This window comes from Rothia sp. P13129, from assembly GCF_048512865.1.
In the GTDB taxonomy this organism is placed as follows: Bacteria; Actinomycetota; Actinomycetes; order Actinomycetales; family Micrococcaceae; genus Rothia.
This window is the reverse complement of sequence record NZ_JBLXYA010000001.1, coordinates 285374-310526: the sequence shown is the minus strand read 5'-3', so window position 1 is coordinate 310526 and position 25153 is coordinate 285374. Positions and strand designations below refer to the sequence as shown.

The following is a 25153-nucleotide window of genomic DNA, read 5'->3' as shown; positions in this document are numbered from 1 at the left end:
AAATCTGTGGCTAAACTAAGCATACTCGTTTTATTGATTCGTTCTGATAAGGAAATATGTCTCTACGGTTTATAAGAAATGTATTATCAAACTTATATGAGAGAGAACGACGTCTTAGAAAGACCTATATAGAAGAGAATATTCATTAAGCACTTCGAGAAAGCTGATACCTTGAAACCAATCATTGTTGCAGAAGGCTTAGTCAAAAAATTTCCTAAGAAAACAACACCGGCAATAGACAACGTAAACCTGACTATCAATCCAGCAGAAGTCATAGCAGTAGTAGGACATAACGGCGCAGGAAAATCAACCCTTTTTGACCTCGTCAGCGGTTTTACACACCCAACAGCAGGAACACTATCAACGAATATCAACCGTTCAGAGATAGGGTGGTGTCCTCAACGAGAAATCATCGATTGGTCTCTTACCGTGCATCAAAATATTGCACTTGGTGTAGAGCTTCGACGTAGTGCCTTACAGAAATCACAGCGTGTGTCCATAGACGAAGTCGCTCACACCCTTGGGCTGAGCGAATATCTCGGGAAAACTGCAGAAACTCTGTCTGGGGGAGAGCTACGACGAACTCAAATTGCACGTGCAATCGTCGGAAACCCCCAACTAATGATTCTTGATGAACCAACTACCGGTCTTGACCCTGAAGGTATAGAAACAGTTTTTAAATATCTTGATGAACGTAAAGAACACGGATCAACAGCATTAATAAGCACTCACGAAACATCACGATTCTCGAAACACTGCACCCGAGTAGTGGCTATCGACCACGGAAAAATAATCGCTGACTTACCCGTTGAAGACTATCTAAGCCTTTCCCCTAGAGAGACAGATGATTTATGGGATATTTACACACATATTAGGGAGACTGTTTTCTAATGCTACGCCCTTTAATCCTTATAAAATTTCATATCCTCTCCTTGTGGAATTGGCGTACGTCCTATCTTGGCCGTTTTATAGAACCTGTTGCTTACTTAGTTTTCCTGTCTACAGGGCTTCGACCTTCATTGGAAAATAAGGTCGATGTGTATAGCGAATTTGTGTTGGCAGGACTGGTATGTTTGCTGGCCTTTCGTTCTGCTACAGCAAGTATGAGTGATGTTGCTAATGACCGTAAGTGGGGAGTGCTGGCCTTATATATCCTTCAAGGCGGTTCGGTAGTCGGGTATGTATTAAGCATTGTGCTTTTTGGTGCATTGGTATTTATTGCTCAGTTTGCGCTCTTGTTTGCGTGTTCTCTGCTTATTTTCCCTGAGTCTGCACCAGATATGTGGAGGGTTTTAACCTTATTAGGTGTGGGCGTTCTTTTTGTTGCTGGATGGTGTGGCTTTGGTGCAGCCTTAGGCGGGAAAGTGGACTCGTACGCTACACGTGATTTTGTTGTTACTGTGACGTCACTTCCAGTAGTTTTTACTGCTCCCTTGTTTTACCCTATTCAGGGAAATTGGCTTGCTGTTCTTGCTGGTTTTAACCCTTTGACGTATCAAGTTGGTGTTTTGAGGCAGATGAGTTCTTTGGGGATTTTATGTGCGGGGTTATGGGTCGTTCTTGGTGTTGTCACTGCAGTGATGCTTTTGCGTAAGACTGAGTATCTGAGTCGAGAACGCTAAATTTATGTATTTAACGTGGTAGTTGTGCACACCCTTTCCCTAACTTTTGATATATCCCGCTGGTCTCAGCATAAAACCGTGCGCAACTTTTTGTGCGTGGACAATACTCGGTGCAGAGCACCGATGTGTTGAGTAGATGGTACGGGTTCGGTCTGAGGTATTGGGTTGGTGGCGCCTGCGCGCTGGTGCTGATTGCAAAACTATAATGTCTAGTTAAAGCTTCTAGAACTTAGGAACTGAATCTGCCAGCTTCCTGACTTTTTAGAGGACTCTACAGTAGCTTTTATACCCCCTGAGAGTGCAATTTTTTGGATTTCATGAATCTCATAAACTGATTCATCACAAGGTACAGTTTTTTCGATTTCTGAATCGATAGATACAGCCATCTCCTCTCCTTCACTGCATGCTATATAAGCAGTGAAAGGGCCTTTTCCGGAAGCGTCAGAAGCGACTAAAGAACTCTTCGGATTGTCCAGCGGAAAATTGCTATAGAAAGTCCTGGTATAAGAACCATCCTTTTCAATTGGTGAAAACAGTTCAGGAACTTTTGTTCCAGCGCTGGACGGTGATGAAGATGAGGGAAATCCACAAGACGTAATAGCTAAAGAAAATAGCGTAAAAGTAGTCAGAAAATAAAATTTCTTCATATGTTCATCAATCCTTTATACGCTTACATTATTTTCTTTCTCGAATTCTTTAATATATCGTGCGACACTGCTTTTGGAAATATCTAGTTGATATGCGATAACTCGGACGGATAAGCCGGTAGCGCATAGCTCTGCTACTTACTGTTTTAACCCTTCGACGTATCAAGTCAGTGTTTTAACGTGATAGTTGTGCACATCCTCGATGAAGAATACGCACAACTACCACAAGAATTTTTGTGTAATTACAATTCTTACCAGCCGCGCTCAGCTAAACGGTGAGGTGCTGGAAGGTCCGCAACATTAATACCAACCATCGCTTCACCCAAACCACGAGAAGCCTCAGCGATAACAGCAGGGTCGTTATAGAACGCAGTGGCCTTAACGATGGCACGTGCACGAGCAACAGGGTCACCAGACTTAAAAATGCCAGAACCAACAAAAACACCATCTGCACCAAGCTGCATCATCATTGCAGCGTCAGCGGGGGTTGCCACACCACCAGCAGTAAAAAGAACCACCGGAAGTTTTCCTGTGCGTGCCACTTCCACAACGATGTCGTACGGTGCAGCAAGCTCTTTAGCTTTCACATACAACGCGTCAGGAGAGGTCGCATATAGTGCTTGTAGCTCAGCAATCTCAGATTTAATCGTGCGAATATGCTTTGTCGCTTCAGAAACATCGCCCGTGCCAGCTTCGCCCTTAGAACGAATCATCGCCGCACCTTCAGCAATACGGCGAAGTGCTTCACCCAAATTAGTTGCACCACACACAAAGGGAACAGTGAACTGCTGTTTATCAATATGATTCACATAATCAGCAGGAGAAAGAACCTCAGATTCATCAATGTAATCCACCTTGAGAGATTGAAGAACCTGCGCCTCAACAAAATGTCCAATGCGTGCTTTAGCCATCACAGGGATAGACACCGCGTTAATAATATCTTCAATCATGTCGGGGTCACTCATACGAGCAACGCCACCTTGAGCACGAATATCGGCAGGCACACGCTCCAGTGCCATCACCGCAACAGCACCAGCATCTTCTGCAATTTTTGCTTGTTCAGCGTTGACAACGTCCATAATGACGCCACCTTTGAGCATATCTGCTAATCCTCGTTTGACGAGGGGAGATCCATGAAGTTCAGTATTTTCAGTCATGGTCTCTACTGTGCCCTAAAACGCTGGTCTAAGATAGAGCCAAGAATCAACAAAAATTTTAGACCACTAGGTGGAACTACCACACTCCTATGCACACCTCAGCTTCCGTAGAACTACCCATCACCCTCAACCGCAACCTCACAACCTCACTACCAAGCCAACTGGCAGAAAAAATACGCGAACTCATCCTCAACGGCACACTCATCGCATCAGACCCGCTACCCTCAACACGAACACTCGCTCAACGTCTCAACGTCTCCAGAGGAACAATCGTCTCCGCCTACGAACAACTCATCACAGAAGGGTACCTACACACCACACATACTGGAACAACTATCAACCCCAACCTCCCTCACCCCCACAACAAACACCACACCAACACACCACAGCCCACCACACCAACACGCCTTTCCACTAGTCACCTGAGAACACCTCAAAACACCATTATCGACCTACGCCCAGGCACCCCAGATACCTCCACGCTCGCCAGCACACCATGGAGAGCAGCATGGAGAACCGCTGTCGCCAACGTTGGAACAACATACCCTGCCACCGGCTCACCTGCACTCAAAAAAGAACTCACCGAACACCTCCGACTAACACGAAGCCTCATCGCTCACCCCGAAGAACTACTCATCACATCAGGAGCACGAGACGGATTTAGGCTCGTCCTCTCAACACTTAGAACCATCATTAAAAATCGTCCACTACGTATCGCCGTTGAAAACCCTGGGTACCCCTCGCTACAAAAAATTCCTGCCACCTTCGGACACACCATCATGCCGATACCCCTCGATACACAAGGACTCAACCCCCAACATCTACCTCAAGACACCCCGCCAGATATTATCCTTCTTGCACCAAGCCACCAATACCCGCTAGGCACGACCATGCCTGTAACACGCAGGCTCGAACTGCTCGAATGGGCACACAAAAATAAAGCCCTCATCATTGAAGACGACTACGACTCCGAACTGCGTTACACAGGAGACCCCGTACCTGCACTCGCCTCACTGACCCGCTCACAACATCTAGCATCGCACCATGATTGTGTCGTTACCCTCGGCTCGTTTGCTAAAACACTCTCTCCAGCAGTCGGGGTAGGGTACCTGCTTGCCCCACAACACTTGCAAGAACCACTAAGTGCCCTCAGAACCCAGCTCGGTTCACCTGTCTCTGCCATTACTCAAGAAGCGATGACACTCCTCCTACAAAACGGTACGGTACGCCGTCATATTGCAAAAATGCGAAGAACTTACGCCACAAGACGACGCCTTGTGCAAAACTATTATGACCACAGTGAACTCTCTCAACAGTGCACACTTTTACCCATGGACGGTGGACTACACGCTATCCTCAAATTTGCGTCAATAAATCACCTCAGCGCAGAAGAACAATACCTCAAAGAACAAAAGGTTGTAGCGCGAGCTAAAGAACAAGGAGTATCCGTCAGAAGCTTAGGAGAATACTGGTCGCATAATGGTATGCCGCGTCAAGACTACGGGCTAATCATCGGCTTCGGTGCAGTATCAGAACGGTACCTCGAACAAGCAATGACACTGCTAACCCGCATCATCTGCAATCCCTAAAACAGACTCTGAGAATTATCAGTTCTCTACTCGCACGAAAATACTCTTTTCCGATAGCCTTATACCGTGACTCAAAACCGTACCCACTCAAAATCTTCAAACAACCAATCAGAGCAGAAAAAACAGTTGCTAAGCCAGTGGACTGCCGTCCACGCATCAATATACGTTGTATTCGGTCTCATCACGTTATTCATGGTGAACCCCAGTCTTGACGTACTTCGCTATACGATTTCACCATTTATGGTCATATTGGCAGTTGTGCATAGCTACCTATACAAAACTTTATCTGCAACAGAAAAAGACAAGAGTCGGTTTCTCTTTGTCACCTCATCCGTAGTGTTGTGCATAACTACGCTGATATATCTATTTTTTGCACGGGAAGAAACTTCAGCCGGAGTTATCCTCGGAATAGGATGGTGTATTTCTGGTGCTGCGCAAACCATCTTTTCAAACAAGTTAAAGAACAACAACGCACTTGCTAAAGATTGGCGTTTTGAAGGAATCATGATGCTTGCAACAGGGCTGAGCTTCTGGGCTGTGAGCGGTATCGGCGATAGAGCCATGCTTGGAGTGTTCAGCTGTGGCGCAATCATTACCGGTGTGTTTCTAAGCACCGGTGTTATCACGTGGCACCGGCTCGGGAAACCTCTAGAAATATAGAACACCTACAAAACGACGTCTCTTACCTCATCCAAGTTCCCAGTAGCTTGAAGTTTTCTTTGGGGAAATACACACGACAAGCTGAAAGATTAACATTCTCTGCATGCTCGCCGGTTAACGAGTAGACTGGATGAGACACATCAGGAGGAAAGTTTAGTGGTACAACAGCGCCCTAGAGGTTTCAAAGAGCAGGTGACAGGGCCGCTCGTCATCGCCTCAATTCTAGCCGTCGTTGCGTTTTGGGGAACCTTCATCACTGCAACAGGTGGAACAAATAACCGCCCACAATATGTTTTAGCGTTTACGGTTGCTGGTGCAGTTTTTATCGTTACCATCGTTGTTTGTGCAACATTAATTCTTGTTGAAAAACCGAACTCTCCTGAACTAGGGCAAGGTACCGGAATCAACCGTTCTTCAGCAAAACTTTACGCCGAAGCCCGTGCCCGACGTGAAGCCCAAGCACGCGCAGAAAAAGCACAACAGAAAACCTCTCAAGAGGAGAAAAACTCTCAAGAGCGCTAAAGACGTTGTGGCGATAAAACTTAAAATAAATATGCTGGTGACGAGGGAAAGCTCGTCACCAGCATATTTTTAGCTATTGACAATGTCTATATGAAGAACCACTGGCTCTTTCACAATACGACGGACAACCTGCGCTACAGTCCGTACGGTATCTGGAACATTCGCACTCGAGGTTGTTCCTAAACGAAGAACAATATTTAGTTGGGGAGTCTGCAACGCACTCTGTGAAGAACGAGAACGATTAGAGTCAATACCCTTTTTCTGCTCAGATGAGGCAGACCCGTTAAGGGTTTCTCGAACCGTTGAACCCACCGTAGAGTTAACCGCGCTCATCGCCCGCAAAATACGTGTAGCACCAGCATAATGAGGGTAGATTTTCTCTACACCCTCTACCGCTAATACTTCCTTGCGTATCCGAGAAATATCAATTGATAATTCAGAACCTTGGTATTCTTCTTGCGTGTTATTTTGGGAATCAGAATCGTGGGAGGAATGTGGCTCAATATGAATGATTTGTGGCATATCACGCACCTTTCCGGTATTCGAAGGCAGCTTCGTCGCGGAGCATCCCCCAAGCACCAGTTTTCTTCTGACGTGTGTGTTGCGTTTGAGCAGCATCAAAAATATCTTGAATCGTCACGTTCACCATCTGAACGTTCAGCTCACTAATACGCTCAATTTCTTTGAGAATCAGTGTTCGTAACTCTTCAGCAGCGTTGTCAATAACTGTGCCAAAACGAATAGATGCAGTGACATTAACCGTAATGGGGGAATCGATAACAGTCACATCACCATCAAGATGGCATTTACCAATAACGACGTCCTCTAACTCATCAGCGGCTGAACGGATAGCTGAGATAACTGAACCCTCCGTCTGTGTTAGACGGTCAAACTCGTTATCTGAGCGTAGGGGGATAGAACGTCCAGCTTTAGTTTCGAGAGCAATATTATTCAAGAGCGTATCAATCCAGCTCGTATCCTTATTTTGCTCTTTAAGGTCATGCTCAGAGAGCTCAGCGGTGAGTGTGCCGAGCTTACGTAGCGCCTTGACTCGTTGTGTACATACAGGACATTGATCAATATGTTCTGTTGTTTTTCTATGGGCTACCGTTTCATTATTTTCGTGTTCATCATCCAACCAGTCACTTAAGACGCTGAGAGGGATTCTACAATCAGACATTATTTCCAGCCCTCCAATCCATCAAGCAGTGCGATTCTTGCTCGAGCAAGTTTTCCTCGAACACTAGATTCGCTAATCATCAATGTCTGTGCAATTTCTTTATATGAGGCTCCACCAAGTTCCCTCATCACCAATATCTGCCGTTGCTGAACGGGTAATGTTTTGAGCACTTCGGAGAGCGCACCCATCTGTGAACCCGTAATAGCACTTTGCTCAGGAGTAGCTCCTGCAGCGACGGGTTCGGGTGAATTATCAATGTCGGCGTTGAGCTTACGCGCTCTAATAAGATCGATTCCTTTACGGTTGACAAGCATCATGAGCCAGCTTTTAACACGTTCAGGGTTCTCGACCGTATCCATTTTCTTCCACGCCTGAATAAAGGTTTCTTGGAGAACATCGTCTGCGTCAGCGGTGCTTCCTGTTAACCGAATAGCGTAGGCCCTCATGGAAGGAGCATGTCTACGTAATAGAGCTTGAAATGCGTCTGAATCGCCGTTTGCAGATCTTTCGCACAATAATGCGTCAGATAGTCCTGCTACTCTATCGGGGGTGAGTAATGCCATGTGTTTTCCTTCCCGGTCTCACAAAAACACAAGGCAGAACCAACAACATTAATAACTCGTGTGGTTCTGCCTTATGTGTTCTAAGGGTTAGTTTACCCGTTGTGTGTCCTTGGACATCATGGCGCGAATCCCGCCGGTCAAATAGACCGTTACAGGAATTTCTTGTCCTGTAAGGGCATCTAAACCAGCAACAGTCTTATCAACTGTTTCCCGTAGTGAGAGCGGGTTTGCGCCCTGTCGAACTTCAACCTTGACAAATAATCCAGAGGTTTTCTTGGGGAGTTTAAGTGCCGTAACACTTGTACTTAGAACGTCAGGGTTTTGCTCAAAAGACTCTTTGACAGCGTCTTTAGCGAAACTAGCAGCAAGTTCTGTGCGTCCCTGAGAGCCCTGCGACTTTACCGAGTGCTGACTAGAAGCTACAGAATGAGCGCGGTTACCATGCTGAGCAAAAATCCAACGTACCAGAAGGAAAACGGCGATGACCGCTAGAACAACAACTCCGACTGTTACCCAGCTAAAACCCCAAGGAGTTGCAGCTGCCGCAAACACATCGCGTGCTGGCTGTTCTACCTGATCAACAGCATCATTCCAGTACTGTGCCAAAGGCTCAGAGACTTTCAACGCGATAAGCCCTGCACCTAAAGCAAGGAATACTAAGCCGAAGAGGGTCAGTAAGATTCTATTGAGTGCGCGAGGTGCGTTACCCATCTTTATGCCACCAGCCCTTCTCCAGTAACAGTGACCGAAGCGCGCATTGTCGGTACAAAACCGTATGCGTCCAAGGTTTTTTGTGCAAAATCAGTGATTTCTTGAGTCGGTACAACCGAACCAGAGGTCGGAACAATCTCTACAACAGCCTTAGCGTGGTAGATACTTGTGGTGACCTGCTCCTGATTGAAACCGAATTGACGGCGTACTGCCTCGCTCATTGCCGCAGCGATGACTTTATCATCTGCAACAAAAGCGACTCTCTGGCGAGATCCTAAAGAATGCTTTGCCAAAGTCCCAGGCGACAACGCCTTTTGAACAGCGAAGATACCGAGGATGACAAGAACAGCGCCCGTTAGGTAGAGTGCCCAGTCAGGTATGCCTGAAGGTAGCTGAGCTACACCATCAAACATCTGTTCACCGCTGAGCAAAAGAGCCTTCTGCCCTGCCATGCTCAAAACTAGTTCAATACCAGCCCAAAGAATGACGGCGAGCAATAAGACCGCGAAGAAGATGGAGACGCCAGCACGTGAAGAGTGCGTTTCGCGACGAACCATATATTTAACAAACGGCCCTGGAGCGCGACGAGCGGTGGGATATTCTTCGACATATTCTTGATGACGACTCATTGAACACGCACCTGCTTTCCGTACTCGGTAATACCTGAAATGCTGACATTTACTGCGCCAATCTCACGACCAGTAATCTCACTGGCCTGTGCGATAACTAGCGCACGAGCGCGCTCCACCAAATCAAAGACCGTGCCACCCATTTCTTGAAGAAAGTCAGGTGAAGTGGGAATCTCGTCGAGACGTGGAGCACGAAGCGGTATAGAAATGTTCACGCCGAGCTTACCTGAGTGATCGGTGAGCGTCGTCTTAATATCAGATGACGCCACACCGAACGCCTCAGAAGCAACAGCAGTGCACACGGTAACCAGAGCCTTGCGGGCAACAATCGTGTTTCCGCGACTACTTGAATTCATTGCTTGTACTTTCGTGGACTATTCACCGAAGTGACATGGATTAGTTGGAGGAAGAGCCCTTTTTATTTACGAGAGACTTCCATGCTTCATCAAGGTTCAAAGAACCGTTTTCGAGCATTGCCCCGAGGAATCCACCTGCTGCAAGGAAAATTACAGCGAGGAGGAATCCGCCAAATCCATGATCAAGTGCTGCATATGCAAGCACTGCGGCTACTAATAATCCGATTAGAGTCTTACTCACTACTTAACACGGCTTTCAGTCTTGGTTTCTTCTTCTACTTCTTCTTCGTCATCTTCAGAAGCAACATGAACATCGAGAATTTCGATGTTTACTTCAGTTACCTCAAGACCAGCGAGGTCTTCAATTGCCTTGATGACGGAGTTACGTGCGTCTTCAGCAACCTTGTAGAGGGGGTAAGGGTACTCAACAACGAGGGAGAGATCTACAGCAGCCTGAGTCTGGCCAACCTCTACAGAAACACCCTGCTTAAGGTTTTCTTCCTGACCAGCGAAGGAACGAATAGCGCCCAATGCGCGAGCTGCGCCGCCACCAAGTGCGTAAACGCCTTCTACATCGCGAAGAGCGAGACCAGCAATCTTAGCGATAACTGCGTCATTGACGTGGGTGGTACCCTGACCGCTATCTGCGCCAATGTTCTTTGCAGGACCAGAGGAAGCTGAAGTGCTCTTGGACTCTACATCTGCAGGGGTTACCTTAGTGTTCTGTGCCATGATTCTTTCTCCTTGCGAGTTTATTGTCATAATGGCTAAAAAATTTTAGATAACGGCACCCCAAGAGATATTGGTCGAAGCGCCTGAGGTGCCGTCACTAATAAGACGAAACGACAAGAGAAAATGTCACGGTATTTTCTCAAAAATGTTCAGTGGACTTATGTTTTTGCTGATTTACTAGCTGTTTTACTTTGAAGAATTTTCTTGGAAACGCATCAACCTCAAAGAATTAAGAACCACAATCACCGAGCTAGAAGCCATCGCAGCGCCAGCAATCATCGGGTTCAACAATCCCAAAGCAGCCACAGGAATAGCAATAAAGTTATACCCAAACGCCCACACAAGATTAGACATAATCAGCCTCAATGTTGCTCGCGAAAGCTCAATTGCTGTCACGATAGAACGTACATCGCTACGCATCACCGTCATATCAGATGCTTCCATGGCAATATCTGTTCCAGAACCCATCGCAATACCAAGATGGGACTGCGCCAAAGCAGCTGCATCATTGACACCGTCACCCACCATGGCAACGCGTACCCCACCTTCTTGAAGGCGTTTAACAGTCTCTACCTTTTGAGATGGTGATACCCCAGCAAAAACATCCTCATCTGCAATACCCACTTGACGTGCGATAGATTCTGCAACAGGCTGAGCGTCACCGGTTAGTAACACTGGACGTAGTCCCTGCTTCTTTAATGAGGCAATAGCCGTTATTGCATCATCTTTTGGCGTATCTTGAAGCGCGATGAGAGCAACTGGGGTAGCGTCAACAGCAACCATGACCACCGTTAAGCCCCGTTCTTGCTCCTGCCGTAATAAGAGGGCATCTTTCTCACTCAACTGCACTGAATGCTCCTCAAGGAAAGAACGCTGCCCAACCATCACAGTGTGCTTTTGCCCCGAAGACCGTACACATGCTTGTACGCCACCACCTGCGGTCATCGTAAAATCTTCTACAACTGGCTCAACCACAGAACTATAATCAGCGTTGACATGACGGATAATTCCCTGAGCAATAGGATGCTCTGAACGTCTTTCAACACACGCAGCATAGGTAAGAGCCTGCTCAACAGTAAGACGCGAGGAACTGCCGCTGAGTGGCAATGTATGAACAACGTTAAACTTTCCTGCAGTAACTGTTCCTGTCTTGTCGAAAATAATTGCACCAATATCGCGAGTATCTTCTAGCACTTGTGCAGAACGAATCAGAATACCTAGCTGATAAGCACGCGTGGTTCCCGCAAGAAGCGCAGTAGGAGTTGCAAGACCCAAGGCACAAGGGCATGCAATCACCAAAACAGATACTGAGGCAATGAAAGCGCTATTGACGTCCTGAGAGAACACCCACCATGCAAGGAATGTCAGCACCGCAATCACAAGAACTACCGGAACAAAAACCGCAGAAATCCTATCTGCTAGACGCGCAATAGGTGCTTTAGTTGCCTGAGCCTCAGAGACAAGAGCACCTATCTGAGCTAAAGTCGTCTCTTCCCCCACGCGGGTGGCCCTGACTGTCAAAGCACCAGAAAGATTGACCGTAGCACCTGTGACGGTATCTCCCACTCCAACCTCAACCGGAGCAGATTCACCGGTCACGAGAGACATATCAACAGAAGACCGTCCTTCAACGACCTCACCATCGGTGGCAATCTTTTCCCCAGGTAAGACAAGAAACTCATCATCTGGCAGAACATCTTGAGCTGGAATCTTGACCTCTTGACCATGACGAAGAATACGAGCTTCTTTAGCGCCCAGTTCAAGAAGCTGATGAAGAGCGCGAGAAGAACGCTGCTGAATACGCTGTTCGATGTAACGTCCTATCAAGAGGAAAAACGCAACCATCGTCGAAGAATCAAAATAAAGTTGATGGCTATGCGCAGAATGAGCATGCACAGCTGCTGTCATTGCAGGGTCGATCAATAACTGAGCTAAAGAAAAGAAATAACTAGAAAGAACACCTAGCGAAATGAGAGTGTCCATCGTAAACATGCCATGTCGCAGATTGGTCCATGCTGCACGATGGAAAGGAATCGCTGACCAAAACACCACTACACTCGCAAGGAGTGCAACCGCCCAACCCCAATGCGGAAACTGAACAGAAGAAAACATCGATATAAAGAACACCGGAACAGCAAATACTGCTGTAACCCAGATTCTTTGTTTGAGAGAATCTAACTCCGTATGCTCAGGAGAAGAAGACGCTCCTTGGCTCATCGTTGGTTCTTTAAGTTGTGCCGTATACCCAGCTTTTTCAATCGTGCGAATTAGTTCTTCAGCTTCTACACCTTCTGGAACAAGTACTCGAGCGGAAGACAACGGCAAATTAACGGAAGGGTCCACTCCGTCAATTTTGCGCAATTTGCGCTCTACTCGCCCAACGCAGGAAGCGCAGGTCATGCCCCCAATATGAAGATTGATAACGCGTTGGTTTTGTTGCTCGTTCACAGTTATTTTCCTAGAGGTTAAGAAGGGGTATAAAGGCAGAGGGCACCTCAGCTCCATGAGAACGATGAGGTGCCCTCAAGGTCAGTGAGGACTAATCCACTAGGGTGAAGCCAGCTTCTGCGATGGCCTCACGAATCTTATCTCTACTTAACTCTTCTTCGTGTGAGATAGTGACGGTGGATTCTCCATCTTTTACAACATCCACGTTGACCTCTTGCACTTCAGAAAGCTCTTTGAGCTCTTCTTCTACGCTCATTGCGCAGTGGTTGCAGGTCAGTCCTGTTGCTTTGACAATAGTTTCTGTCATGATATTTTCTCCATATTCTTAGGTTTTATGGTGTACAAGGAAAGCTTATTTAGGAGCGTAAAAGCCGTGAAATTGCGGCACTAGCTTCAGAAACTTTATGCTCGACGATGCGGTGGTCTCCTGTGCGCTGAGATTCTTCTGCCGCGTGAACAACACAATGTCCGATATGTTCTTCGAGCAAGCCGATAGAAACAGCATGTAGTGCCTTATTAGCTGCTGATATTTGCGTCAAAATATCAATGCAATATTGGTCTTCTTCTACCATGCGTGAGATACCACGGATTTGCCCCTCAATGCGACGTAACCTTTTGAGATACGCTTCTTTTTCAGAGGTGTATCCGTGAGGCGGTGAGGTCTTTGAGTGGATTTCTTCTTGGCACATGTTGCACGTTCCCTCCGTAGTGTTTGGTGTTCGATGAGGAAAACACCCACCTCCAAGATATACCCCCTAGGGGTATAAAACAAGAGGTGTCAAGAATGTATTTATTTCTGCAAAAAACCACGAAAGACGCTTCTACCCTCCCCAGAAAACTAAGCTTAGGTTAGTGTTAACCCCATGGCTTCTTTTATCGAGGACTACGCATTATTATCTGATATGAACACTGGAGCGCTTGTCTCCCGCGCAGGATCCATTGACTGGTTTTGCGCCCCAAGATTCGACTCCGGTGCCGTGTTCGCCGCCCTACTAGGGGACAGAGAACACGGACGATGGCTGCTTGCGCCCCTAGAATCAGTAAACCCCGCCCCCGTAGAAGAAGTTCGTACAGAACGCTCCTACCGAGAAAACACCTTCACTCTCCAAACCATCTGGCACATCGGAGACGCCAGCGTACGCGTCACAGATTTTATGCCATTAACCGGCGGAACCTCCATCGTACGAAACGTCGAAGGACTCACCGGAGAGGTCGTCATGCTCCACGAGCTCACCATGCGATTCGACAACGGAAAAACAACACCATGGGTCACCCGCTACACCGACGGAGACACCGACCCCATGGTCATCGGAATGGCTGGACCTCACGCGCTCGTCTTCCGTGGAGATACCATTCCCGACACCCAACATGGTGCCCATACCGACACATTCGTTGTATCTGCCGGACAACACTATTCTTTCTCCCTGAGCTATTTCGCTTCAAACCACAACCCGCCCGCACCCATCGACTATGACACCGCCTTGACCTACGCCAACGAACAATGGAGCGAATGGTCAGAACTTTTCACTACAGGGCGCAACGAACCAGCACCAGAAACATCATCACGCCCTGTCATCACCGCAACAGAAGCTGTCTCAGATTCAACGAACACCAACGAAACCGCTGTTTGGGCAACACGCTCTATCGGTGAAGCTCTCAACACTGAAAATGACCCTGTGACCAATACGCAACTACCAGAAATTGATTCACAGACCTATCACGAACTCGCGCAAACAGCAACGCACACCATCCTGCCAAACACCGCAGAAGACACCCAAAATGAGCACGATGCACTCTACCGAGAAGCACGGCTACGCGCACTACTCACACTACGCGCCCTCATCTCCCGAGAAACTGGCGGACTCGTCGGTGCCCTCACCACATCGCTACCTGAAACCCTAGGTGGTAGTAGAAACTGGGACTTTAGATTCTCATGGCTACGAGACGTCGCCATGGCAATGGACGTGACCCTTACACACGGACACGAACGAGAAACTGCCCAGCTAAGAAACTGGATACTTCGTGCCGTAGCAAATAACCCTCAAAAACTTCACGCCGTCTACGGTGTCGCCGGAGAAAAAGACGACCTAGACCGTCGCCTCGCATTACCAGGTTACGAAGGTTCACAACCGGTTCGCTCAGGTAACGGCTCAGGAGAATACTTCCAAGCAGACGCTCTAGGGCAAATGCTCGTCACCTTCGCAAACTTGCGTCATAACGGGGTAGGGGAGGACCACCTATCATGGCCGCTACAAAAAGAACTCCTCAACTCAGCCGTTGAACGAATCGGACAAGCAGACCGATCACTGTGGGAAATGCGAGCAGAACCTCGCATCTACACTCATTCTCAAGTCATGCTATGGGCAGCCTTTAACGCCGGAGTATCAGCGGTTGAAGACTATGGTCTTGCTGGAGACGGAGCATTATGGGCACATTGTCGAGACAGCCTTGCAGAAGAAATTCTCGAACGCGGCTACAACCCAGAATTGAATTCCTTCGTGCAAACCTACGACGGAACCACCGTAGACGCCTCCTTATTGCAACTTCCACAGGTAGGCTTCTTAGATTGGTCTGACGAACGCATGCTCGGCACTGTCCGCAGAATTGAACAAGAATTACAGCATGCTAGCGGAATGATTTATCGCTACATTAACCGCAACGGGTTTGACGGTTTTGAAGACCAAGATAACCTACACTGCGCCGCCTCGCTCTGGTTAGCAGAACAATACATACGTTCTGGTCGAGAACAAGACGGGCGAAGAATTCTCGATACAGTACTGGGGGTTGCGAACGACCTTAACCTGATGAGCTCAGAATACGATTTCACCGCTGAGCGAATGACAGGTAACTTCCCGCATTCTCTAGCGCATATATCTTTGATTCGTACCGTAGAAGCTCTAGGTTTATAACCACCAGAACTTTCAAGGAATATAATCTATAACCAGTGGTCAAGAAGGAGTTATAGATTATATTCCTTTTTTGGCATATTGAGCGGCTTGATGAGCGCACACCATCAATTGCACCTGATGGAAAATCATCAACGGAACAATCAAAACACCCACCTGAGAACTACCAAAAATAACAGCAGCCATCGGAAGACCCGTCGCTAAAGATTTCTTCGTTCCACAGAACTGAATAGCGATAATGTCCTGACGGCTAAACCCAGCACGAGAAGCAACCGCACGTGTTAGCCACAACATGGCGTACACAAAAAGTATTGAAAAAATTACTAGAAGAGATAACTGCCACCAGCTAATACGGCTCCAAACACCGTGAACAATACCCTCAGAAAAAGCCATATAAACCACCATGGCAATAGAGAGACGATCCACCTGTTTTGTCACCGGACGGTGCGCAAAATCTGCACTCCAACGACGCATCAGCTGTCCTGCAATAAAGGGTGCAAGTAACTGTATAGCAATGTCCAAAAAGATATTTCCACTAATGGTAATGCCATCAGAGTGCATCAAAAACATGACTAAAAGAGGTGTCGCAAAGACCCCCACAATATTCGAGACAGAGGCAGAAACAATTGCACCAGCAACATTACCGCGAGCAATAGAAGTAAAGGCCACAGAAGATTGCACCGTTGAAGGAACAAGAGTCATATAAAGAATCCCTAAATATAGCTCATGCCCCAGCACCATACCCATCGGGAACAGAAGAACCCCCATGAAAGGGAAAACAATAAAGGTAAAAGCAAGAATCAGCAGATGAAGACGCCAATGCTTTAACCCCTCTAAAGCCTGCTGAGGAGAAAGACGAGAACCATAGAGAAAGAACAATAAAGCAATAGCAATTTTTGTTGCGAACGAAAAACTCTCAGCAAAAGCGCCTGTGGCTGGGGCAATAAAAGCAATCACCGCTGCCAGCACAATCAACATGATGAGCGGGTCAGCGGTGATGCGTGGAATACGAAGAGCCATAGAGGCTATTTTACGATACGGCCCTCATCGTCATTGCCTTCTTCTGCAGATGTAGAAGTATATGACGTTTCTTCACTCTTTGATTCCTGTACATGATTCTCAGCTGGCATCTGAGGGCGCAAATGCGGTGGAACCCATAGCGTGAAGAGGGTATCCGATATGCGGCGGTCACGCTCGGTAGCTGGCTCCTTCTTCTGCGTCTGAACGATACCCCAATGCTCATTATCAGCACGTTCTGGGTAGATATTCATGAAGTCTGTCGCCTGCAACGGATCTGGCCATAGGCGAGCAGGCTCAGCCGCTGGAACAGCAGAAAGAGGATATGGCGGGTTGGTCTTCGGACGCCAAATAAGTCGTCCTGGTTCAGAACGGTCACGCAAAGCATGGGCACGCCACGTCGTTGGAGGATGAGTCAAGGATAGGTTGCTCATCCACGTAAAGAACCCTTTTTCATAGACTGCGCGGTTTGCTAATTCATCACTATTGACTTCGTTGCACAAGTATTTACCGGCAGAAAGAACACCCATCGTTTGGAGTGCACCTTGAGGTGCAAGACGATACCCAAAATTATCTGCAGTGTATTCTTGTGCGCGTGAGAGCGTCGAACCAAGAACCGGAATTTGCATAAAAAATGACGTAAAAATCAGTCGGAAATAGCTGACGTGTCCGGCGGCAATATGCCCCACCTCGTGCCCAATGATAAAGCGTAGAGCCTCGGGGTTTCTTGCTTTTCCACCTATCTCAAAAAGGTCTGAGTAGATGACAATAAAGCGGCGGTGTCCATGCCCCGAAGCGAAAGCATTAATCTGGCCGTTGCCTAATTGCACATAGGCATCTGGTACACGACGAAGTCCGCTAGCACGCGCCGCATCAACAACCATTTGGTAGGCTTCGGGGAATTGTGTAGGGGTAATACGCACCGCGATAAGCCGAATTTTTGCGTAGGTTAAAGCACGCACAATAAATATGCCTAGAGGGGCATAAATAGCGATGAGAAGAAGCTGTTTAAGCGTAGCCCCCGGCGTCATACCCTCTGCTGCACCAGTAATCACTGACACAAAATTAACGACCAAATAAATAAAACCAGCAATATACACCGCAAAAGTCAATAAATACGCTGCAATCACCCACGGTAGCTCACCCGGATGACGTAAAGAGTTAATGAACTTAAACGGCATCAACGACTGATACTTCAGCAACGATGGTGCCGGCAACGGAGAAATCGGATGCTGACGAGAGTCTTCAGGAATCCAACCTCGTGACACGTCATCAGGTAACGGGTGCTCTGTAATATTCTGAGCACCCAACGGAGGATAATTCTGAGAGGAATGGTTCTCAGATGGCTGACCCGCTGGTGTCATACCGTCGTCATGGGGAGGTTGACTCATTGCTGTTTCTTTCGCTCTCGACAAGGGTGTTCACTGGTTACTATAGTACGCATTAGCGACAAGGAGAACCTCATCCGAAGGACGTAATTAACGTTCAAAATTGTTGCGTATCAAAAACTTTTAAATACTATGCGGGGTGTATCCTCACCACAGTGAGGATACACCCCGCATAGAATCCACAAACAAAATAATTATGCCGAAGCTACAATCACTTCGGTTGCTTGAGCAATAGCTAATTCTTCATTCGTAGGAATAACAAGAACAGGAATTGCAGACTCTTCAGTAGAGATAATACGTGGCTCATCACCACGAACAAGGTTTGCCTCAGGGTCAAGAGTGATACCCAAAGCACCGAGACGCTCAATGGTTAGGGCACGGAACTCAGAAGAGTTCTCGCCGATACCAGCGGTAAAGATCAACGCCTGCATACCACCAACAGCTACATGGTAACCACCGATGTATTTTGCAAGACGATAAGTGGTCATATCCAAGGCAAGCTTTGCGCGCTGATCACCATTTTCCATCGCATTGACAACAGTACGCATATCGTTATCGCCTGCAATAGCAAGCAAACCGGATTCTTTGTTGAGAATCTGATCCATACGCTCAGCAGTAAGTTCTGGGTCGCGCATCATCAAAGATGTGAGAACAGAAGGATCGATGTCACCGCTACGAGTACCCATAACCAAACCTGCAAGAGGAGTGTACCCCATGGACGTATCGAGGCACTTACCGTGAGCAATAGCGGTAGCAGAGGCACCGTTGCCGAGGTGCGCAACAACAGCGTTGAACTTTTCACGCTCAATGCCGAGGAATTCTGCTGCAATACCAGTAACGTAGTCGTGGCTTGTACCGTGGAATCCGTAACGGCGCACACCGTATTTCTCGTAGAACTCTTCTGGAACAGCGTAACGGTACACATGCTCTGGCATGGTGGAATGGAAAGCATTATCAAAAACAGCCACCTGAGGAACACCAGGATATGTCTCAGTTGCTGCTTTAATGCCCATAACGTGTGCAGGGTTGTGCAACGGAGCTAGCGGGGATAGCTCATCAATCTTTTGGAGAACCTCATCGTCGATAAGTACTGGTTCAGTAAAGACGTCTCCACCTTGAACAACACGGTGACCAATCGCTTGAATTTCACGACCGTGGAGAGGTTCTTTGAGGTCTTCTGCCATGATGGCAAGAGCTTCTGTGTGGCTTGGAATCTTAGTTCCAATGTTTTCGATGAGTCCTTTAGCGAGAACCTGCTCAGCTTCTGGCAAAGAGGTATCGCGTGCCTGATATTTGACGGAGGAAGAACCGCAGTTCACAACGAGAATGAGCAAAATATTTTCCTTTTCTATAGAGAATCTAAAGGTGTTGTGCAACAGAACATTCTGTTGCACAACACAAACGCTTCAAACAATAAGCCTGCCCCTTTGAACAGAGCCACCGTTATCCGTTTTAGAGAGTTTGAGCCTGAATTGCGGTGATAGCAACGGTGTTGATGATGTCATCAACGGTGCAACCGCGAGAAAGATCATTTACAGGCTTACGTAGTCCTTGAAGTACCGGACCAACAGCAACGGCACCAGAAGTCTGCTGTACAGCCTTATAGGTGTTGTTACCGGTGTTCAGGTCAGGGAATACGAAGACTGTTGCTTGTCCGGCAACTTTAGAGTCTGGCATCTTTGAAGAAGCAATAGACATATTAGAAGCTGCATCGAACTGGATAGGTCCTTCAACCTCAAAGTCGGGCTGCTGAGCTTTGACGATTTCGGTTGCCTCACGTACAACCTCAACATCTGCACCAGAACCGGATGTTCCGGTGGAGTAAGAGAGCATCGCAACCTTAGGCGTCACACCAAATTGGCGGGCAGTTTCTGCTGACGCTGTAGCAATATCAGCAAGCTGCTCTGCATTGGGGTTGGGGTTCACAGCACAGTCACCGAAAACCAAGACGCGGTCTTCCATGAGCATGAGGAATACGGAGGAAACAATTTTTACGCCGGGGCGAGTCTTCACAAACTCCAATGATGGGCGAATAGTGTTTGCGGTGGTGTTAACCGCGCCGGAGACCATACCGTCAACAATGCCCTTGTAGACGAGCATAGTGCCAAAGTAGGAAGCATCCTGTTGCATGCGTCCGCGAGCTGCTTCAACTGTCATGCCTTTATGCGCGCGTAGCTGAGCATATTCTTGTGCAAAATCTTCGGTGTATTCATTATCGTTGAGGTCGATAATGCGGATACCGTTCTTATCTTCCCCGGCGAGAGGAAGGTTAATGCCCTCAGCCTGACAAATCTCAGAGATTTTTGCTGGATTACCAATCAGAACGAGGTTGCAGAAGTCACGGCGAGCAATAATCTCAGAGGCACGGAGGATACGTACATCATGGCCTTCAGGTAAGACAATGGTGCGACGGCTTTGGCGTGCTTTTTCAATGAGGTTATGCAAGAAGCGTAGCGGAGTCATGGATGCAGGACGCTCTAACTCAAGGCGTTCAAGCAACTCATCAGGGTCTACAGAGCGGGACCATTCACCGAGTGCTGCAGCAATTTTACGAGGCTGTCCGTTAGAGAGTGAGCCTTCGACACGTGATACTGCTCGTCCTGATTGGAAGGTGTCCATGGTGGTCTCAAAGACAGGGAATGGCGCATTGCTCATCAAGGAGCTAATGACAGTGTCATTCTTAACCTCAGAGAATCCGCCGGTGAGGAGCATACCAGCAGGTGCTGGGAAGGTAGGCGAAAGAGCTGAAGCAAGTGACGCGACAACAACGTCAGTGCGGTCACCTGGGACAATGACGAAGTCTCCGTCAGTGAACTGGTCAAGGAAGTTTGCGACGGTCATTGCCGCAATTTTGACGTCGTGAATATCGCGGTTGAGGTGCTCTTCGTCGATTCCTTCAGCGGATAGTTCCAGTGCCGCCACCATTTCGGAGATTGAAGGTAGGGTAAGCTCAGGAATTTCTGGAAGAACGTAGACGGGGCGTTTTGAAGGACCGCGTTTGACGCTCTTGAGAATTTCCTCGCGTAATTCTGGTTTGCAACGGTTGACCATAATACCCAAAATGTCGACTTTGGCGTTGGTCAATTCGGTGCGTGCAACATCTACGGCGTTGACGATGTCTTGCACAGAGGATTCTCGTGCACCAACTATTGCGATAACGGGTAGCCCAAGATCGCGAGCGAACTGCACGTTGAGGTCGAATTCGACGGTGACTGCGTTGTGAGCCATAAGGTCAGTACCATCGACGATGATGACATCACATTCTGAGGCCATTTCTGCGTAGACAGATACTGCAATAGAGGACATTTCTTCGTGGTTGCCTTGAGCGAGAAGCTCACGGCAACGTTCGAGGGACACTCCTCCGCGGGCTTGTAGGCTGGTAAGCCCAAAGTTTTGCCGCATGAGGTTAAGCATTGGGTCCTGGGCTTCGGTTTGTCCGTTGAAGACAGGGCGGAAGTAGCCGACTCTATCTGCACGTTTGATGAGGGAGTCTGCTAGACCTAAGCTCACCAAGGACTTGCCAGAAAGCGGGTTCATTGCTGAAAGGTAGATACCGGTTGTCATGTCTCGTTTCTACTATCTCTTGTACGTCCCGATGGTGGGGCGGATGTCACGGCACTCTTTTGTGTCGATAGTTCATTTGAATTTTATGCCTTAATAGGCGGGTGGTGGGGTAGATTAGTTCCCTCTGTGGGGTAACTCATGAGAATGTTCTATTTTTATGACGATGCTTTGACACGTGGTATTGAGTGTGTGTGCTGATGTGTCGTAGGGTGAAAATATGTTATTTGCTTTTTCTGTTGCACCCACTGGTGGTGCCTATGAAGATGGTTCTGTTCATACTGCTGTTGCTCAAGCTGTGAAGATTGTGAATGAGTCTGGTTTGCCGAACGAGACGAATGCAATGTTCACCATCATTGAGGGCGAATGGGATGAATGCATGGATGTTATTAAGCGTGCGACGGAGGCGGTTTCTGCTGTTGCTCCTCGAGTGTCTTTGGTGGTTAAAGCTGATATTCGCCCAGGGCACGACAGCGGTGAGATAACCGGTAAGGTGGAGCGCTTGAATAAGGCGTTGTCTCAAGAGAGTTAACTATTTTTGGGTGGCTTTGTTGCCACGTGTGAGCGGTCTATTGTTCTTGACGAACGATAGACCGCTTTTTTGTGGGTGTGGTATGAGGTGAAAATTTTACTAAAACGACATAAGTGTTTAAATATGCAATATATGTTGTAGATTTTTTATTTTCTATATACAGTAGGAATAGTTTCCCCAAGCTAAACCAATGTTTTAAATGTTTTTTAATTTTATTCTGTATATTTTTTCGCCTATTTGAAGTGTCTTCATAACACACACCGTAGAAGAACACCCCCAGAGCCGGCGCCATCTTCCCCCGTACGCGCAGCCCCACACTAATAGAAGCCCCCTATGAAAAATATTGACTCTTACCTCTCAACACTATTTTCCGAATACCCACCAACCCCAGCGTTTAAACATGCCAAAAAACGACTCCGACTACGCATGAAAAAACGCCTAAAAACACTCATCAAACACGGTAAAACACCCAGTGAAGCACAAAACATCGTCATAGCAGAGCACAACTCCTTAGAAGCTCTAGCCGACGAACTCAACATCGCAGAAGAAATCATCTCTTATAGAACGGGCAAAAGCTTTTACGGAATTGCTCAACCCATGTACTCCCTCGTCACCCAAGAATGCGCCCAAAAATATTCTCAGGCACTCAAAGAAAGCTCCGCCCAAAGAGCAACAGGAACCATTTTCTTTATCCTCGGATTAGCTTTCTTCCTGCTTTGTATCTCAATCTGCGGAGAGCACCATACCGTATCAATACCCCTTGCAACGGTAGGGCTTATCCTCTGTATCGTAATAGGCCGCTTCTTGCTCCATCGGGTGAAAAAATACATGAGCCCCTTTAGCATGGTCGAAGAATACGGTTTCATGGCAGATCCAGCCGTCAAACAATGGGTGCATGAACAAGAACAAGAACAGAAAAAACACGCACGCTCCCTCAAAGCTGCAGGTGTACTACTGATTGCAACCTCACCCATCGGCGTCATCGCTCCTGCTATCTTGACCGATAACCACCGAGTATCCACCGTGGGACTTATCCTACTGCTCTGCATGGTTGCTGCTGGCGTATGGATTATCATCTTTTGCTCCTGGGCAACAAGAGCCGCTGACACTATCTGCGTGCAATCTCAAGACTGGGGAGCCGATCAGACACGCTCTACCCCCTTGCTACACCTTCTCAGAAAATCATACTGGGGTATCGTCATCATCATTTTCCTACTCTGGGGATTCTCCGGAAACCTCTGGGCAGAAGCATGGATTGTTTTTCCTGTCGCCGCAATCTTATGCTGTGCCCTCGACAGAAACTCTCACCAGGACGACAAAAGCAACGGCTTATAACTACCCTATGCTGTGATGGCCACGCATAAAATCATTCGAGGTGTTAAGACGTAAGAGTGATTCCGCGAAACATGCGCCCCACACGCATACTCGGACCATCAGGATTATGCCACGACCCCAAACACGTCAACGAAAACCCCTCATGGCTAAACCCATTCTTCTCGTAGAAGCGTTGCGCTTTCGCATTACCTTCTACAATATGAAGATACGCCGGCTCCTCCGAATCGAGAACAGCATCAAAAAGTGCCTGACCTAACCCCTGACCATGAGCCTGCTCAAGAGTGTATAACTGAACTAGCTCACGAGAACCAGCAGGAACCTGCACAAAATCAAGCTCACTCTCCCACGGTAACGGGCCTAGCCGAGACAATCCAAGGCCTACTGGAGACAAAGAATCTGCAGAAGTATCGTACGCAAGAAAAGCCCGCGACTGAGCAGAAGAAACATTGTCCACAAATTCTTCAACTAGCTCATCACGAGAATCACACTGACGCTGTATAAAACCCTCGTCCCCATAGCCAGCATAAGTCTGCTCTAAACACTTCAACTGCAAATCAACATACACATCTACATCCTCAACAGTGGCAGGAATAAGCCTATACTGACGGTGAATGACTTCCACGAACATCGCCCTTATCTCATCTGTACATCATGGATAGATACCCTCAACACTGTACCCTTAAACCTGTGGCTAGACGCAGAAGAAAAACAAAGAACACCGCAACAGACCAAAGTGCCCTCGTCGAAGGAAAATACCCCATCTCTACAGGGGTAGCAGAACTCATTGAAGATGACTACACTCCCGGTGGATGGGTCCTTGAAATCAACGGTATGGAATCATCACATATCGTCTTAGACGACCCCAGAGCACTGGACTTTGAATATATGCGATGGATAGCGGCCGCCGTCGAAACCTATGCAGAAAGTACCCTAGACACCGAAAAATTACGTTTAACACACCTCGGCGGAGGGGCGTGCTCTATGGCACGCTACTTTGTGGACGTTTACCCAAAATCACGCAATACGGTGGTAGAACTTGACGCAAAACTCGCAGAATACGTACGCCAGTGGTTCTCACTACCGCAAGCACCACAGCTTAAAATACGAGTAGGCGAAGCACGAGCTGTGACAGAAACATTTACCGCCCAATCGCGTGACATCATCATTCGTGATGTTTTTGCCGGATACATCACCCCAGAACCGCTCACAACACTAGAATTCACGCGCATCGCCTCAGAATCCCTATCTCACAAAGGTCTATACATTATTAACTGTGGTGACTATCCAGAACTCTTAGGAGCAAAAGCAGAAGCTGCCGCTATCGCAGAAGTCTTTGAACATACCTGCATTATCGCTGACCCTGCCATGCTCAAAGGCCGCAGGCGAGGCAACATCATTATTGCTGGTGCTCACTCTCCACTGCCATTAGACGGCGAATATCTTGCCACCCAACTGACCAAGAGACTCCTTGGCGGTGCCGTACCAGCACAATATAAAGATGACCGCTGGGTACGAAAATTTGCACAAGGTGCAACCCCTCGCCACGATAAGCCGGTGACGGAAAACTAGTTTTATACGAGGAAGACAGAGGGTGCTCA

Annotated in this window: 27 protein-coding genes and 1 pseudogene; 9 read left to right on the top strand and 19 right to left on the bottom strand. The window is 47.7% G+C overall.

What is annotated here, in order from left to right:
- Positions 1–171 precede the first annotated feature (171 nt).
- Together ACN081_RS01495 and ACN081_RS01490 are read left to right on the top strand one after the other, a co-directional pair.
- Positions 172–891: an ABC transporter ATP-binding protein gene (locus tag ACN081_RS01495; protein WP_419106723.1), complete on the top strand. Its 720-nt coding sequence runs from the start codon at positions 172–174 to the stop codon at positions 889–891.
- Complete coding sequence (locus ACN081_RS01490; protein WP_419106722.1) at positions 891–1622, top strand: ABC transporter permease; 732 nt, start codon at positions 891–893, stop codon at positions 1620–1622. The genes ACN081_RS01495 and ACN081_RS01490 overlap by 1 nt, the downstream gene beginning before the upstream one ends.
- A gap of 209 nt (positions 1623–1831) precedes the next feature.
- On the opposite strand, the gene ACN081_RS01485 is transcribed toward ACN081_RS01490, so the two are convergent.
- From ACN081_RS01485 to pdxS, 3 genes and pseudogenes are all read right to left on the bottom strand, one after another.
- Complete coding sequence (locus ACN081_RS01485) at positions 1832–2269, bottom strand: hypothetical protein (protein WP_419102740.1); 438 nt, start codon at positions 2267–2269, stop codon at positions 1832–1834.
- Between the two features lie 15 nt (positions 2270–2284).
- A pseudogene (locus tag ACN081_RS01480) lies at positions 2285–2395 on the bottom strand (helix-turn-helix domain-containing protein); the annotation flags it as partial.
- A gap of 125 nt (positions 2396–2520) precedes the next feature.
- A complete protein-coding gene (gene pdxS / locus ACN081_RS01475; protein ID WP_419102739.1) occupies positions 2521–3426 on the bottom strand; it encodes a pyridoxal 5'-phosphate synthase lyase subunit PdxS in 906 nt (301 codons plus the stop codon).
- Between the two features lie 89 nt (positions 3427–3515).
- Between pdxS and ACN081_RS01470 the strand changes: the two genes are divergently transcribed.
- The 3 genes from ACN081_RS01470 (at position 3516) to ACN081_RS01460 (ending at position 6197) form a co-directional block, all read left to right on the top strand.
- Positions 3516–5015: a PLP-dependent aminotransferase family protein gene (locus tag ACN081_RS01470; protein WP_419106721.1), complete on the top strand. Its 1500-nt coding sequence runs from the start codon at positions 3516–3518 to the stop codon at positions 5013–5015.
- Between the two features lie 66 nt (positions 5016–5081).
- The gene (locus ACN081_RS01465; protein WP_419106720.1) at positions 5082–5675 is read left to right on the top strand and encodes a hypothetical protein; all 594 of its coding nucleotides are present in this window, start codon (positions 5082–5084) and stop codon (positions 5673–5675) included.
- Positions 5676–5831: 156 nt separating this feature from the next.
- Positions 5832–6197, top strand: coding sequence for a hypothetical protein (locus ACN081_RS01460; RefSeq protein WP_419102736.1), 366 nt, complete (start codon positions 5832–5834; stop codon positions 6195–6197).
- A 69-nt stretch (positions 6198–6266) separates the two neighbouring features.
- Here the strand turns inward: ACN081_RS01460 and ACN081_RS01455 are convergent, their stop codons facing one another.
- The 11 genes from ACN081_RS01455 to ACN081_RS01405 form a co-directional block, all read right to left on the bottom strand.
- On the bottom strand, positions 6267–6719 hold the full coding sequence (locus ACN081_RS01455; protein ID WP_419106719.1) for a hypothetical protein: 453 nt from the start codon (positions 6717–6719) through the stop codon (positions 6267–6269).
- Between the two features lies 1 nt (position 6720).
- Complete coding sequence (locus ACN081_RS01450) at positions 6721–7377, bottom strand: Asp23/Gls24 family envelope stress response protein (protein WP_419101189.1); 657 nt, start codon at positions 7375–7377, stop codon at positions 6721–6723.
- On the bottom strand, positions 7377–7940 hold the full coding sequence (locus ACN081_RS01445; RefSeq protein ID WP_419106718.1) for an RNA polymerase sigma factor: 564 nt from the start codon (positions 7938–7940) through the stop codon (positions 7377–7379). Before ACN081_RS01445 ends, ACN081_RS01450 begins: the two co-directional genes overlap by 1 nt.
- An 87-nt stretch (positions 7941–8027) precedes the next feature.
- On the bottom strand, positions 8028–8651 hold the full coding sequence (locus tag ACN081_RS01440) for a hypothetical protein (RefSeq protein ID WP_419102734.1): 624 nt from the start codon (positions 8649–8651) through the stop codon (positions 8028–8030).
- Positions 8652–8653: 2 nt separating this feature from the next.
- The gene (locus tag ACN081_RS01435) at positions 8654–9280 is read right to left on the bottom strand and encodes a hypothetical protein (protein ID WP_419102733.1); all 627 of its coding nucleotides are present in this window, start codon (positions 9278–9280) and stop codon (positions 8654–8656) included.
- The gene (locus ACN081_RS01430) at positions 9277–9636 is read right to left on the bottom strand and encodes a hypothetical protein (RefSeq protein WP_419101185.1); all 360 of its coding nucleotides are present in this window, start codon (positions 9634–9636) and stop codon (positions 9277–9279) included. Before ACN081_RS01430 ends, ACN081_RS01435 begins: the two co-directional genes overlap by 4 nt.
- Positions 9637–9676: 40 nt before the next feature.
- Positions 9677–9877, bottom strand: a complete 201-nt coding sequence (locus tag ACN081_RS01425; protein WP_419101184.1) for a hypothetical protein — start codon at positions 9875–9877, stop codon at positions 9677–9679.
- A complete protein-coding gene (locus ACN081_RS01420) occupies positions 9877–10368 on the bottom strand; it encodes an Asp23/Gls24 family envelope stress response protein (protein ID WP_419101183.1) in 492 nt (163 codons plus the stop codon). The genes ACN081_RS01425 and ACN081_RS01420 overlap by 1 nt, the downstream gene beginning before the upstream one ends.
- A gap of 186 nt (positions 10369–10554) precedes the next feature.
- Positions 10555–12816 (bottom strand): heavy metal translocating P-type ATPase, encoded by a 2262-nt coding sequence (locus ACN081_RS01415; RefSeq protein WP_419106717.1) that lies wholly within the window; start codon positions 12814–12816, stop codon positions 10555–10557.
- Between the two features lie 91 nt (positions 12817–12907).
- A complete protein-coding gene (locus ACN081_RS01410) occupies positions 12908–13123 on the bottom strand; it encodes a heavy-metal-associated domain-containing protein (RefSeq protein ID WP_419102731.1) in 216 nt (71 codons plus the stop codon).
- Between the two features lie 49 nt (positions 13124–13172).
- A complete protein-coding gene (locus ACN081_RS01405; protein WP_419102730.1) occupies positions 13173–13505 on the bottom strand; it encodes a metal-sensitive transcriptional regulator in 333 nt (110 codons plus the stop codon).
- Positions 13506–13679: 174 nt separating this feature from the next.
- On the opposite strand from ACN081_RS01405, the gene ACN081_RS01400 reads away from it, so the two are divergent.
- On the top strand, positions 13680–15725 hold the full coding sequence (locus ACN081_RS01400; protein WP_419106716.1) for a glycoside hydrolase family 15 protein: 2046 nt from the start codon (positions 13680–13682) through the stop codon (positions 15723–15725).
- Between the two features lie 57 nt (positions 15726–15782).
- On the opposite strand, the gene ACN081_RS01395 is transcribed toward ACN081_RS01400, so the two are convergent.
- The 4 genes from ACN081_RS01395 to pta form a co-directional block, all read right to left on the bottom strand.
- Entirely contained in the window at positions 15783–16742 is a 960-nt protein-coding gene (locus ACN081_RS01395; RefSeq protein WP_419106715.1) for a bile acid:sodium symporter family protein, read from the bottom strand.
- A 5-nt stretch (positions 16743–16747) separates the two neighbouring features.
- Positions 16748–18130, bottom strand: a complete 1383-nt coding sequence (locus tag ACN081_RS01390; protein WP_419103217.1) for a M48 family metallopeptidase — start codon at positions 18128–18130, stop codon at positions 16748–16750.
- Positions 18131–18321: 191 nt separating this feature from the next.
- Entirely contained in the window at positions 18322–19461 is a 1140-nt protein-coding gene (locus ACN081_RS01385) for an acetate/propionate family kinase (protein WP_419103216.1), read from the bottom strand.
- A 118-nt stretch (positions 19462–19579) separates the two neighbouring features.
- Entirely contained in the window at positions 19580–21691 is a 2112-nt protein-coding gene (gene pta / locus ACN081_RS01380; protein ID WP_419106714.1) for a phosphate acetyltransferase, read from the bottom strand.
- Positions 21692–21908: 217 nt separating this feature from the next.
- Between pta and ACN081_RS01375 the strand changes: the two genes are divergently transcribed.
- Both ACN081_RS01375 and ACN081_RS01370 read left to right on the top strand, forming a co-directional pair.
- A complete protein-coding gene (locus ACN081_RS01375; protein WP_419101174.1) occupies positions 21909–22220 on the top strand; it encodes a thiamine-binding protein in 312 nt (103 codons plus the stop codon).
- Between the two features lie 333 nt (positions 22221–22553).
- A complete protein-coding gene (locus ACN081_RS01370) occupies positions 22554–23555 on the top strand; it encodes a hypothetical protein (RefSeq protein ID WP_419106713.1) in 1002 nt (333 codons plus the stop codon).
- Between the two features lie 43 nt (positions 23556–23598).
- Here the strand turns inward: ACN081_RS01370 and ACN081_RS01365 are convergent, their stop codons facing one another.
- Complete coding sequence (locus tag ACN081_RS01365; RefSeq protein WP_419106712.1) at positions 23599–24177, bottom strand: GNAT family N-acetyltransferase; 579 nt, start codon at positions 24175–24177, stop codon at positions 23599–23601.
- Positions 24178–24242: 65 nt separating this feature from the next.
- On the opposite strand from ACN081_RS01365, the gene ACN081_RS01360 reads away from it, so the two are divergent.
- Positions 24243–25124 carry a spermidine synthase gene (locus ACN081_RS01360; protein ID WP_419103212.1) on the top strand — a complete coding sequence of 294 codons (882 nt, stop codon included), beginning with the start codon at positions 24243–24245 and terminating at the stop codon, positions 25122–25124.
- Positions 25125–25153 lie beyond the last annotated feature (29 nt).